This window comes from Psychrobacter sp. CAM01 (assembly GCF_032842965.1).
In the GTDB taxonomy this organism is placed as follows: Bacteria; Pseudomonadota; Gammaproteobacteria; order Pseudomonadales; family Moraxellaceae; genus Psychrobacter; species Psychrobacter celer.
On the sequence record NZ_JAWJBL010000005.1, the window covers coordinates 42,786 to 56,123 of the forward strand.

General features: G+C 49.0%; 10 protein-coding genes. 9 read left to right on the top strand and 1 reads right to left on the bottom strand.

The window, feature by feature from the left end:
- The first annotated feature begins 38 nt into the window (after positions 1-38).
- The 5 genes from R0I52_RS01825 (at position 39) to R0I52_RS01845 (ending at position 6,814) form a co-directional block, all read left to right on the top strand.
- On the top strand, positions 39-1,217 hold the full coding sequence (locus R0I52_RS01825; RefSeq protein ID WP_410524026.1) for a nucleotide sugar dehydrogenase: 1,179 nt from the start codon (positions 39-41) through the stop codon (positions 1,215-1,217).
- 12 nt (positions 1,218-1,229) lie between these two features.
- The gene (locus R0I52_RS01830; protein ID WP_317052908.1) at positions 1,230-2,750 is read left to right on the top strand and encodes a glycosyltransferase family 2 protein; all 1,521 of its coding nucleotides are present in this window, start codon (positions 1,230-1,232) and stop codon (positions 2,748-2,750) included.
- 69 nt (positions 2,751-2,819) lie between these two features.
- On the top strand, positions 2,820-3,704 hold the full coding sequence (locus R0I52_RS01835; protein ID WP_317052909.1) for a UTP--glucose-1-phosphate uridylyltransferase: 885 nt from the start codon (positions 2,820-2,822) through the stop codon (positions 3,702-3,704).
- A 3-nt stretch (positions 3,705-3,707) separates the two neighbouring features.
- Entirely contained in the window at positions 3,708-5,381 is a 1,674-nt protein-coding gene (pgi, locus tag R0I52_RS01840; RefSeq protein ID WP_317052910.1) for a glucose-6-phosphate isomerase, read from the top strand.
- Between the two features lie 32 nt (positions 5,382-5,413).
- Entirely contained in the window at positions 5,414-6,814 is a 1,401-nt protein-coding gene (locus R0I52_RS01845; RefSeq protein ID WP_317052911.1) for a UDP-glucose/GDP-mannose dehydrogenase family protein, read from the top strand.
- A 71-nt stretch (positions 6,815-6,885) separates the two neighbouring features.
- Here the strand turns inward: R0I52_RS01845 and R0I52_RS01850 are convergent, their stop codons facing one another.
- Positions 6,886-8,373 carry a phosphomannomutase CpsG gene (locus R0I52_RS01850; protein WP_317052912.1) on the bottom strand — a complete coding sequence of 496 codons (1,488 nt, stop codon included), beginning with the start codon at positions 8,371-8,373 and terminating at the stop codon, positions 6,886-6,888.
- A 177-nt stretch (positions 8,374-8,550) separates the two neighbouring features.
- Between R0I52_RS01850 and R0I52_RS01855 the strand changes: the two genes are divergently transcribed.
- From R0I52_RS01855 to pcnB, 4 genes are all read left to right on the top strand, one after another.
- Positions 8,551-9,627 carry a transposase gene (locus R0I52_RS01855; RefSeq protein ID WP_317052913.1) on the top strand — a complete coding sequence of 359 codons (1,077 nt, stop codon included), beginning with the start codon at positions 8,551-8,553 and terminating at the stop codon, positions 9,625-9,627.
- 106 nt (positions 9,628-9,733) lie between these two features.
- Complete coding sequence (gene mazG / locus R0I52_RS01860; protein WP_317052914.1) at positions 9,734-10,600, top strand: nucleoside triphosphate pyrophosphohydrolase; 867 nt, start codon at positions 9,734-9,736, stop codon at positions 10,598-10,600.
- A complete protein-coding gene (locus R0I52_RS01865; protein WP_317052915.1) occupies positions 10,584-10,955 on the top strand; it encodes a ComEA family DNA-binding protein in 372 nt (123 codons plus the stop codon). The genes mazG and R0I52_RS01865 overlap by 17 nt, the downstream gene beginning before the upstream one ends.
- A gap of 163 nt (positions 10,956-11,118) precedes the next feature.
- A complete protein-coding gene (gene pcnB, locus R0I52_RS01870) occupies positions 11,119-13,323 on the top strand; it encodes a polynucleotide adenylyltransferase PcnB (RefSeq protein ID WP_317052916.1) in 2,205 nt (734 codons plus the stop codon).
- Positions 13,324-13,338: the final 15 nt, after the last annotated feature.

Sequence of the window (13,338 nt, forward strand, 5' to 3'; positions counted from 1 at the left end):
CTATGTTCGTGTAGAAGTGGTTCGCAACATAAAGGTTAATAGAAGTGAAAAAAATAACTATCGTAGGCACAGGGTACGTCGGTCTCTCTAATGCCGTACTTTTTGCACAAAAATATAGCGTTACCGCATTAGATATTGATCAAGATAAAATCAATAAAATTAATCAGCGTCAGTCACCGATTGATGATAAAGAAATAGAAAACTTTCTAGCTCGTAAGGAGCTGGACTTGTTTGCGACAACGAATAAGATGCAAGCTTATACCGATGCAGACTATGTGCTGATAGCTACCCCGACCAACTATGATACAGATACTAATTCTTTTGATACCAGTAGTGTCGAGGCCGTCATCAAGGACGTACTGGCAGTCAATCCGAATGCCTTGATTATCATCAAATCCACCATTCCTGTAGGCTTTACGCAAAAAACGAAAAAGAAACTAGGCATTGATAACCTTGTCTTTGCTCCTGAGTTTCTACGTGAAGGCAAGGCGCTATACGATAATCTATACCCTTCACGCATCATCGTCGGTGAGCGGTCAGAGCGTGCACAGAAGTTTGCACAAATGGTGGCAGATTGCGCAGTTAAAGAAAACCCAACCATTCTATTGACCAATAGTGCTGAGGCAGAAGCCGTCAAGCTATTTGCTAATACCTATCTTGCATTGCGCGTTTCTTACTTTAACGAGCTGGATACTTATGCAGCGGTTCATGGTCTGGATACTGAGCAAATCATCAAAGGTGTTTGTTTAGATCCGCGGGTCGGGGATTTTTATAATAATCCATCTTTTGGCTATGGTGGTTATTGTCTCCCTAAAGACACTCAGCAGCTACTGGCCAATTATGAAAATATACCGCAGAACTTGATAGGAGCAGTAGTTTCTTCAAACAATACTCGTAAAGAGTTTATCGCCAATGATATCGTATCGAGTAATCCCAAGGTTGTGGGTATTTATCGTCTGATAATGAAAGCAGGGTCCGATAATTTCCGTGCGTCGGCTATTCAAGGTATTATCAAGCACTTAAAACGACTGGGTACGACGGTGATTATCTATGAGCCCAAGTCTAATGAACATAGTTTTTTAGACTGTGAAATTGTAAATGATTTAGAAGAGTTTAAGAGTAGGTCAGATATTATTGTAGCCAACCGACTCTCAGAAGATTTATCAGGTAGTTTGGATAAGGTATATACTCGAGACTTATCTGGTTCAGATTATTAATTAGGTCTCGATTTGAAATACTTTTCTTATGTTAAAAATAAGCAGTTCGCTCAGGCTTTAGCAGTGCTAAAGCCTAAGCAGCGCTATATCACTGCTAAGCGCCGTTGGTATGCGGTGCGTTTAGGCTTATATCGTAGTACTTTAGAGCGTCAATCATGGTTATCAGTAAAGACACCGCGGCATACATTGGTATCTACTATTGCCAATATTAAGCGTAAAAATTTAACGGATGAGAAGGCCAAAAGTCATATAGAGCAACTCTTGTATGATAAACGCTACTATCAATTTCATCATGAGTTGATCAAAGAGACGATATCACTTTACCCTGAAGTGGTATTTTATTTTTTGAAAGCACAGAAAGAAAAGTCAGGCACGTTAGATAGCTCTTATTATCTAGGTCTATATATTGCGCTTTTACAGCAGCATGATCCACTAAATACTCATATTGATCATTATTTAAGTGATTTTTTGGCATATCCAGTAGATGCCGAGTATGCAGATAAAAGCTGTCTTTACAGTAATATCGCCCTTCATACACCACTAGCGAAGCTGGCCAATTTAAATCAAATGTTTACTCATCATCAGCTTGATCAGATAGCGCTGTCCGATGAGCAGCAATTCACTGTAGCTAATCTAAGCACAGTAGAGAATCTGAATAAGCAAGAAAAGTCTCAAGGCCATCATCAGCGGCATAAAGTGACAGTTATCGTTACCACTTATAATGCCAGCGAGACAATTGAGAGCTGTATTCGTAGTTTGCTGATGCAGACGTGGCGCAACTTAGAAATAATAGTCGTTGATGATGCCAGCACTGATGATACACTACAGCGTTTACGGTCTTTGAACAGTCGCTATAAAGATTTAACGGTCATTGCTCTACCGAAAAATGTAGGGACATTTGCTGCCAAAAGCATTGGCGCACAGTATGCGACAGGTGAGTTTTTGACCTGTCAGGATTCTGACGATTGGGCGCATCCACAAAAAATAGCAGAGCAAGTGCAGCCATTGATAACAGACGCTAGTATCATTGCGACGACATCACATTGGTTGCGATTAGATCATGATGGTCAGTACTATGTCAGGCAAGTGTATCCCTTTATGCGCCAAAACCCCGCTTCTCCCATGTTTCGCCTGCAGACTGTCAAACAAGAGACAGGGTTGTTGCATATCGTGCGCACAGGGGCGGATAGTGAGTTTTTTGAGCGTTTAAAGCTAGTCTATGGCAGTGAGCGCATCGTAGTTATTAAAAAGCCGCTGACCATCGCCAGTCACCGTCCGAACTCTTTGATGACTTCAAAAGAATTCGGTATCTATAATAAAACAGCAGCGCTGGCTCGCTTAGACTATTGGGAAGCATGGCGACTATGGCACATAGAGACACTTCATCAGAAAGCCAGTTTGATTATGCCGAGTGTCGAAAAACAAGCCAATGCGACACAAGTTTTATTTGATGGAGTACCAGATAGCATTCAAGTAGATATGCTGAGCTTAAAAGAAAGTTTGGATACACATACAGTATTGAGTAAGCTTTGATGTGAGCTTTAGGCAAAGTACTTGATTAAATACTAACGATAAATACTAAGCTAATAGGATTGTTGAGGTATGAAAAACATCACCCACGCCGTCATCCCCGTCGCAGGCTTTGGCACCCGTATGCTGCCATTGTCCAAATCCGTGCCCAAGGAGTTACTGCCACTGGGCAATCGCCCCGCCATTCATTATGTGGTGGCAGAAGCCATCGCCGCTGGTATCAAGCACATCGTCCTCGTCGGCCATGCACAAAAGAGCGCAATCGAAAACTACTTCGATATCAATGCCGAGCTAGATACGCAGCTGCGTCATAAAGGCAAAGACGAGCTGGCCGATAGCCTCAACTGGCTACCAGAGGACGTGACGGTGTCGATGATCCGTCAGGGCAAGGCATTGGGGTTGGGTCATGCGGTATTGGCCGCCCGACCCATCATCGGCGAGCATGACTTTGCCGTGTTATTGCCTGATGTGGTGCTCGATCCATACACCACCGACATGAGCGTGGACAACTTAGCCTTTATGATCGATGCCTTTGCCAACGATGGTCATTCACAGATATTGGTCGAGAGCGTGGCAGATGAGGATGTGCATAAATACGGTATCGCGCAGTTGAGTCAAGCGTTTAGTGATGCGAGCGATATCGATGACAACAAAAACAGCAATAGCAGCTTTAAAGTGGCAGGGTTCGTCGAAAAGCCCAGCTTAGCAGACGCGCCATCCAATCTCGCCGTGGTCGGCCGCTATGTGTTTAGCAATCAAATCTTTGATTATCTGGCGCAGACTACCGCCTCGGTCGGCGGTGAGATTCAGCTGACCGACGCCATCGATGCGCTGATTAGTGAGTCGGGGGTCAATGTCACTACGATGTGCGGCGATAGCTATGATGCTGGCGATATGCGCTCATACATGCAGGCGTTTATCTACTTTGCCGAGCGGCAACTCGCGGATGATAAGTAACCAATGGACGATAGACAGCAAGATAGCGCTTATCGCAGCGCCCGCCACTCGGTATATTGGTCGCAGCTACAGAGTGTAGCGGCGCAGCGCTGGTCGGTGGCGGATTTGTTTGCGCAAGATGCCACGCGCGCCACGCGTTTTAGTACGCGGGCGGGGGCGCTATACATGGACTATAGCAAGCAGTGTATCGATGAGACGGTATTATCTAACCTTTTAAGCCTTGCTGATAGCTGTGATTTATCGGCTCGTATTAAAGCGCTGTTACAAGGCGCGACGGTCAATACCAGTGAAGAGCGTGCAGCCTTGCATACAGCGCTACGTCTGCCAGCGACCGCCGCGCTACAGGTCGGCGAGCAAGACGTGGTGGCTGATGTGCATCGCAGTCTGGCGCAGGTGGCGCGCCTATCAGCGCGGGTGCGCAATGGCACGTGGCGCGGGTTTTCGGGCAAGGCCATTACTGATGTGGTCAATATCGGCGTCGGCGGCTCAGATCTTGGGCCTTTGATGGCGACGACGGCGCTTGATGAATGGGCCGATACCGATATCGACGTGCATTTTGTCTCCAACATGGACGGCACCCAGCTGGACAACCTACTCAAGCACCTCAATCCTGAGACCACTTTATTTATTATCTCGTCCAAATCCTTTGGTACGGTAGACACCTTATCCAATGCCAAGACCGCCTTATCATGGCTGCTCGCTACCGCCAAACGCCTTGCGGGTACAGAGGACAGTGTGCTGCGTCGGCACTTTATAGGTATCTCTGCCAATAGCGAAAAGATGTGCGCGTGGGGGATCCATCCTAAGCATCAGCTACAGCTATGGGAGTGGGTCGGCGGGCGGTTTTCGATGTGGTCGGCGATCGGCCTTGCGCTGGCCATTCGGATTGGTATGGCGGGGTTTAAGGCGCTACTGTCAGGCGCGCACAGTATGGATGAGCACTTTGCTCAGGCTGATTTTGCAGAGAATTTACCGGTGTTATTGGGTTTGATTGCTGTTTGGAACAGTACTTTTTTACGCGTCAATGCTCACACGGTACTGCCGTATGATGGGCGTTTGAGCTATCTGCCAAGCTACTTAACCCAGCTGGAGATGGAGAGTAATGGCAAGTCAGTCACCCAGCACGGCGCGCGTCTCGACTATGATACCTGCCCGATACTGTGGGGTGAGATCGGCTCCAATGCGCAGCACGCGTTTTATCAGCTGCTGCATCAAGGCACGCAGCAGGTGTCATGTGATTTTATCGCCTGCGTGCGCCGTTATCACGATAAGCAAAAAAACGCGCCGTTGCAGCAGCAGCATGAGCTGTCGCTCGCCAACTGTCTGGCTCAGAGCCGAGTGCTGGCCTTTGGAAATGCCGCCGTGGCGACAGCTGGCAGTGATGGCACAGCCGATAGCGCTGCTGATAAATACAAATACTACCGCGGTAATCAGCCGTCAACCACCATCTTACTCGATGAGCTGACCCCGCATAGCCTAGGCGCGCTGATTGCGCTTTATGAGCACAAGGTCTATGTCATGGCCAGCATCTGGGATATCAACCCCTTCGACCAATGGGGGGTTGAGATGGGTAAGCAGATGGCGGAGTCCGTGTATCATGCCATGCAAGACGAGCGTGAAAGGCAGTTTGATAGCTCCACCGATCAGCTACTACGCCACATCAATCAGCTGTCTTAAAGCCTATAATCATCAGTTTACAAGGTAACCTCATGAGCACGGATAATAGTGATAAGCGTTCATCTGACCCGCGGGGCTGGCAAGCAAAGCCAGTAAAGGAGACTGATGTCTGTGTGCTGGTTGGTCATAGTATCGAGGCCATCACCAGTGCGGTGGTGCTGGCAAGCCTCGGTCAGTGCGTGCATCTGTATGCCGATAAAGTCCTACTGGCCCAGCAGTTAGAGCAGTATGGTTTTGAGCATCATCTGCAGGCACTGTGGCAGATGTATAAGCAGCAGCAGCTGATCAGTCACCATCCGTTACCCAATAGTGCAGACCAGCTGTTGCAGCACTATGATAAAACAGGCGGTGGCACTCATAACGACGCTGATAACCCGCCCAAACCAGCCAGCGTGGCGCTATATTGGCTATTTTTAGACAGTATTGATGCGGTATGGCTAGAGGACGGCTGGATTACCGCCTTTAATCACAGTCACCAGCAGTCGCTACCGCTGATTATGAGCGGTATTCAGGCATTAGGGCAGGTGGCTGCACTGGCGCAGCGGCTGCAGCGGGCGTGGGTATATTATGTGCCCTTTGTGTTTTTAAAAGACGGTGATGCTTATAGCTCGATGTTAAACCCTTCATTGTGGCTGCTGGGCGAAAAAACGCCAGAGAGTAGTCAGCATTTGGCGGTATTAAAGCCATTGATGCAGCATGCAAGCGCGTCCTATCATGCCGATATCGCGACCATTGAGTTTGCTCGTAGTAGCATCATGGCGATGCTGGCGACGCGGGTGAGCTTTATGAATGAGATGTCGCGCTTGGCAGATAGTCAAAACGTCGATATTGGTCAAGTCAGCCGTATCATGGGTTTAGATCAGCGGGTGGGCAGTAGTTACTTACAAGCAGGGTGGGGCTTTGGTGGCAACACTCTGCCAAGTGAGCTGCAGCAGCTGCAGCAGTCGAGCCAAGCACGTAGCCTAGATATGCCGCTCTTAGAGTCGGTCATACATATCAATGAAGATCAAAAAGAGCTGATATTTCGTAAGTTTTGGCAGTATTTTGATGGGTTTATCGACAATAAGACCGTGATGATCTGGGGCGGTAGTTATAAGGCTGGTTCGGGGCTTACAATTGAATCAGCTATTCATCCATTACTCGCTTTGCTATGGTCGTACAATATCCGCACACTGGTCTATAGCGATAAGGCGCAACATGAGCTGACTGTGCTGTATGGGCAGCAGCCGCTGCTGGAGCTGGTTACCCAGCCTTATCAGCACCTTGCAGAGGCGCAGGCTATTTTTATCATCAGTTGGTCGCCGCGCGATCAGTTAGATATTGGCAAAATCAATCAGTACGCCATGCCGATATTTGATGCGCAAAATGCCATGAGCCGCTCACAAATTGCAGCCTTGGTAGGGAGCTATATGGGCATCGGTCGTGCGAAATAAAGGCGCGCTCATATTCACTAGCGAGCCTTTATTGTCTGACCATTAGCACTCTTTGTACCAAGGTAAAGGCTTTACGCTGGCATCGCCCCTTGTGCCGCCAGCCACTGCTCGATCTCTTGTATCTTATCCGCTAAAAGTGGCTGATCGCCGCGCGTTTCGATATTGAGCCGAATGAGCGGCTCGGTATTAGAAGCGCGCAAATTAAAGCGCCAGTCGCCAAAGTCGAGGCTTAGGCCGTCAAGCGTGGTTTTGCTGGGGTTTTGGCTGCGATACTTGTCTTCAATGGCTTTAATAATAGCAGGCGCGTCATTTGTGGTTAGGCGAAAGTTCATCTCCCCCGAGCTGGGGTAGGCATTGATATAGCCGGTGACCAGCTCCGATAGCGTCTTACCGGTGACGGATAGCAGCTCAATGGTCAGTAGCCACGGAATCATGCCGCTGTCGCAATAGAAGAAGTCGCGAAAGTAGTGATGGGCAGACATCTCGCCGCCATAGACCGCGCCTGATTCGCGCATGACTTGCTTGATAAAGGAGTGCCCAGACTTACTGATGACCGCCTCACCCTGATGCGCATCAATCACCGCTTCGGTGTTGTATATCACTCGTGGGTCATAGACGATTGACTCGTTTGGATATTTATTTAAAAAGGCTTGCGCCAGCATACCCACCACATAGCTACCATCGATAAACTCGCCTGTCTCGTCGAACAAAAAACACCGATCAAAGTCGCCATCAAAGGCAATACCCAGATCAGCTTTGTGAGTCAAAACCGCTTGCTGCGTCGCGGCTCGGTTGGCGGTAATCATCGGGTTGGGGATGCCGTTGGGGAAGCTACCATCAGGGGTATGATGCAGCTTGATTACCTCGATCGGCGCGCCTGCTTGCGTCAATTTGTCTATTAATAAATCAACGACAGGGCCGGCGCTACCATTACCAGAGTTGATCACCAGCTTTAGCGGTTTGAGCTTGTCGGTGTCGATAAAGGTCATCAAGTGATTGATATAGGCGCTTTTATCTGTCAACAGCTGCAATGCCCCTGATTTATCACTGCTGGTAAATTGCCCAGACTCTGCCAATGCCTGAATCTCGGCCAGACCATCATCAGCGCTGATGGGTTTTGACTGCTCTTTGACCAGCTTTAGGCCATTGTAGTTGATTGGATTGTGACTGGCGGTGACTTCGATACCGCCTAAAGCCGCATAGTGGCTGGTGGCAAAATACACCTCCTCAGTACCGGTCATACCAAGGTCGATGACATCGACGCCTGCATCGACTATCCCTTTGATAGCCGCTTGTTTCAGCTCCTCACTTGAGTGGCGAATGTCGCTGCCGATGACGATAGCGGGCTTTAGCGTCGCCAGCTCACTGTCTTGAGTAGCGGCTACTTGCTGATACCGCTGAAACAATATCTGCGCAAAGGCGCGACCAATACGATAAGCGATGTCTTCATCGAGGCTAACGCCGAGCTCACCGCGAATATCATAGGCCTTAAATGAGCCAATCGTCATCGGTGGAAACTCAGGCGCTGGTTGATAGCTGGGGATGGTAGAGGTGGGCATAATGATATGTTCCTTTAATAAACAATAAACAATAAACAATAAACAGTGAATGGCGGTATTTATCATCCAGCGCCGTAAAACCACGTCCTTCTAGGGCGTGGATATCAGGCGTCAGTCATTGTCGCCCAGTATGGCGAATACCTTGATAACCAACTGCATTGAGATCATAATTATTCCATGAAAACGCTCAAGCTACGCATCAAAGACAAACATGCCACTCAGCTCAATATCTTGGCTGGGGCGGTTAACTTTGTCTGGAATTACGTCAATGAGCTAAGTTTTAAACATTTACAGCGTACAGGTCAATTCTTTTCAGCCTATGACTTGGCTGCTTATACCAAAGGCAGTGGCGAGTATTTAAACTTGCACAGCCAAACCCTGCAAGCGATTAGTGAGGTTTACGCTAAATCCCGTAAACAGTTTAACAAAGCCAAACTCAACTGGCGCACCAACAACCCAAACGCCAAGAGAAGAAGTTTGGGCTGGATTCCCTTTAAAAAGACCGCGATTAAGCATATCAGTACGCACCAAAGCGGTAAAAAATCTCTAAAAAGCACCCTGCAATTTAGCTTAGCTAACCGTCAAAAGCTGATTATTGATCTATGGGATAGCTATAATCTCTCGCTCTACAACATCAACACCTGTGAGCTGGTACAAGATGCACGAGGCAGATGGTATGCCTGTATCACCGTCAAAGAATTTCCAAAGATTAAGTGCGGCACTGGTCAAGTCGGTATTGATCTAGGCTGCAAAGATGCCGCAGTCAGTAGTGAGGGTGACAAGCTACAAATCAAAATCACTCATCAATACGCAGAAAAACTGGCCACTGCCCAAAGAGCCAAGAATAAAAAGCGGGTCAAAACCATTCACGCCAAGATTAAAAACACCCGCCAGGATTTAATTCATAAATTCACATCAAAGCTTGTCAAAGCCAACAGCCTAATCGTTGTTGGTAAAATTAAACCAACATCATTCACTTCATCCAAACTGGCCAAATCCGTCTATGATGCTGGTTGGTTTGAGATTAAGCGGCAACTGGATTACAAATGCGCGAACGCAGGTTGCCACTATCTTGAAGTCAATGAAGCGTACAGCACCCAAACCTGCTCGTGTTGCGGCTCCCGCCAAGACAGTCCGAAAGGTAGATCAGGTCTTGGTATAAGAGTATGGTTTTGTCGTTCTTGTAAAACGACCCATCAACGTGACGTTAATGGAGCAAAAAACATTCTCGCGGTCGGGCTTGGCCGTCTTTAGTAGGAATCCCCTCACTTTAGGGAGGGGAGGAAGTCAAAAGCCAGTTGCTATTCAATGATACACTAGCTGTCATAGGAACCAACCCGCAAAAACAAGAGCATCTTTTATGAAACCGTTAGAGCAAACCACGTTGCCACCCAAGCCTGTACAGGGCACCCCTGAGGCCACCGGCCAGATCGATGATTTACTTGCCTTGATGGCGCGGCTGCGTGCCGACTGTCCGTGGGACAAAAAACAGACCAATCATAGCCTGATTTCTTATGCGATTGAGGAAGCCTATGAGCTTGGCGAAGCAGTACAAGCGGATGATGACGAAGACATCAAGGACGAGCTGGGTGACGTACTGCTGCAAGTGGTGTTTCATTGTCAGCTCTACGCTGAGCAAGGGCGTTTTGATATGAGTGATGTGATCACTACCTTGCAAGAGAAGCTCGTTCGCCGTCACCCGCATGTGTTTGAAGCCGAGACACTGACAGACGACGCGGCGGTCAAAGCGCGCTGGGATGAGATCAAGCTTGAGGAGCAGCAAGCTCGCGCGGCGCGCGGCAAACCCAAGCGCCGACTGGATAGTACCAAAGCGGGTAGCGCGCTGATGCAAGCACAAGATGTACAAAAACAAGCGTCAAAACTGGGCTTTGATTGGGACGGTATCAGCGGCGCTTTTGAGAAGTTAGAAGAAGAGATCGAGGAGTTAAAGGCTGAGGTTAGGGGTAAATCCAAGGCGGAGATCAAAGCCAATATTAGCGATATCGAAAAAGAGCTGGGTGATTGTATGTTTGCGCTGGTCAATGTGGCGCGCAAGCTCAGCCTCGATGCCGAAGCGGCGACGCTGACCTGTGTGCATAAATTCAAATCACGCTTTGGCTATATCGAAGCGCAACTGGCGGCGGCAGGCAAGCGTCTAGAGGATAGCGATATTGAGGAGATGGATGCCTTGTGGGAGGTGGCAAAAAGACATGAACGCTCATCATAAGCCTGGCTTGATCGGTGCGGCTGCCGCTGGGGCAGTGCTTATCATGACGCTCATGCTAAGCGAGGCTTTGGCAGCGACTTGTTTTACCAGTCCGCAGCAAGCATACGCGTCTTTATTGGCGCAAGAGACCGCGCAGTTGCAAGCACGCACGCAAACGGTGATCAATATCAATCGTGCCGGTGAGGGCGAGCTGGTTTCGCTGCACGGTATTGGCAGTAGTAAGGCGCAGGCGATTATTTTATACCGCGAGATGTTTGGCGGTTTTCAGACGGTCGAGGACTTAGCAAAGGTCAAAGGCATCGGTCAGAAGACCGTTGAGAAAAACCGAGCGCGCATCAGCGTACAAGATGAATAAAGGCGTTTGGCAATAATCAAGGCGAATATTGACAAAATAGCACGTAAGTAACGGTCATAACACACCCAGCAGGCGCAAAATTTGTTAAACTAGTCGTTACATCCGCCTGATAAACACTGTGTCTGTTAGGGGTGATCAAAGAATACCGGCGAGGAGTAGATGCATGGCCGAGCGTGCCGCCAAGCAGTTAGAACTGAATAAATCTGAATTACCCAATTCCATTACTGAAGTCATTGCCACATTGACCCGAGCTGGGTTTGATGCCTATATCGTCGGGGGCGGGGTGCGTGACACGTTATTGGGTCTGCGTCCAAAAGACTTTGACGCAGTGACGGATGCCAAGCCGCATGAGATCAAAGACGTCTTTGGAAAGCGCTGCCGTATCATCGGTCGCCGTTTTCAATTGGCGCATGTGTATTCTGGCCGTGAGCTGATTGAAGTGGCGACGTTTCGCGGGCCACCGACCAACAACGCCAATACCAACCAAGATGGTATGATTTTGCGCGACAATGTCTGGGGCGATATCAAACAAGACTTTGCCCGTCGTGATTTTTCTATCAATGCGCTCTATTATCAACCACTCAAAGGCGTGGTCCATGATTTTTGCGGGGCGCTTGACGATATCGACAATCGCATCATTCGTCTGCTTGGCCACGCGCCTACTCGTATCGAAGAAGACCCTGTACGTCTGCTACGGGCGCTGCGTTTTAAGGCCAAACTTGGCTTTGAGTTTGATGAAGCATTGGCTGAGCAGTTCCATGAGGACAACTGGGCGCTACTTGAGCAAATATCGCCGCATCGTCTCTATGATGAGACGCAAAAGATGTTTACCGGTGGTTATTTGGTGCCGCTATTGCCGTTATTGTTTGAGTCAGGGGCGATGGATAGTTTGGTCATTTATCCACCTGCTGAGCCAAGCGCACTGGTCAAGCAAGTGGCGATCAATACCGACAAGCGCATCGCTGCTGGCAAAAGCATCAATCCGGCGTTCTTTTATGCGGCGCTGTTGTGGGAAAACTACCTGCACCAGCTAGAAAAAGCCAAAAAACGCAACATGCCTTTTGCCGATGCGCAACTGCACGCCGCTGGCAAAGTCATCGACCGTCAGCGTATCAAAACCGCCATTCCAAAGTTTGCTGAGCAATTTATCCGTGATATCTGGATTTTGCAGCCCAAGCTGTCTGCACCACGTAACAAGCAAATCGTCCAGCTCTCTGAGCATCCACGTTTTCGCGCAGGCTTTGATTTTTTATTGCTGCGTGAGCAGTGCGGCGATGCTGAGCACCCATTATCTGAGTCGACCAATGGTATGGGCGAATGGTGGCAGACGTATCAGACGCTCTCCACGTCCGAGCAGCAGCAAGCGATTGACGCATTTGATGAAAACATACGCCGCGGCGCTTACAAAAAAAGCCAACGCAGCCGCGGGCGCAATCGCCAAAACCAAAAGTCAAATAGCAGTATCGAGAGTGTGACAGATACCGCGTCGTCCAAGCCATCAAATGCGCCTCAAAAAGACAGTGCTGATACAGGCGGTATCCCTGCGCGTCGCCGCCGTGCCAAATCACAGCCAGCGACTAGCAAATCAAATAATCAGCCAAACAGTAAGTCAAGCGCTGGCCGTCATGATGACAATCAGTCATTGTCGCAGGACGAGGCTGAGCTGGCACAATTGCAGCAATTATCACTGGCCGCTATCAAGCAGTCGCACAAAAAGCCTGCCGCGCCAAAGCCATTGTTTGTCATCGAGCACGAAGCAGTCGTACCGCCGCTAAAAAAACAGCTGCCGCAAGATAAAGAGGCTCAAAGCGCTGCTCAAGACAAACAGCAAGCCGCGCCTAAACAGCCGCAAAAACGACCGCAAAAAGAATCAAAGGCGCAAGTAGAAAGTTCATCCACAACACAGCAGACGCCATCGGCTCAAGCTGTTAGCCGCGATGATAAGCCGTCAGCCGTCGCATCGGTGCCAGATAAGCCTGCGCTCACGGTTGCCCAGTCGCCAGCATTGGTGAGTCTCAATAATGCGCCGATACCATATAAGCGTCGCCGTCGTCAGCCCAGCAGTACTGCTACTACGACCAAACCACAAGCGACCGATGCCAGCGAGCAGACGCCCGCAAAACCGACTAAGGCTTATACAAAACAAGCGCCAAAGCCAGCTGTTCAGTCTACTACCGAAGCTGAGCCGTCAGCTAATCGCGGCATAGAAGATAGAAAAGCCGCTACTGCGAAAAAAACGTCCGCGCCCAGCGCAAGCAAAAAAATACAAACTGAAATGCCTCAGCCGCTCATCAGTCTGATAGAGACGGATAAAGGCCCGATACCCGCAAAGCGTCGCCGTCGACAGCCTAGTGCTGAAGACACTTGATCGGTGACTGTGAGA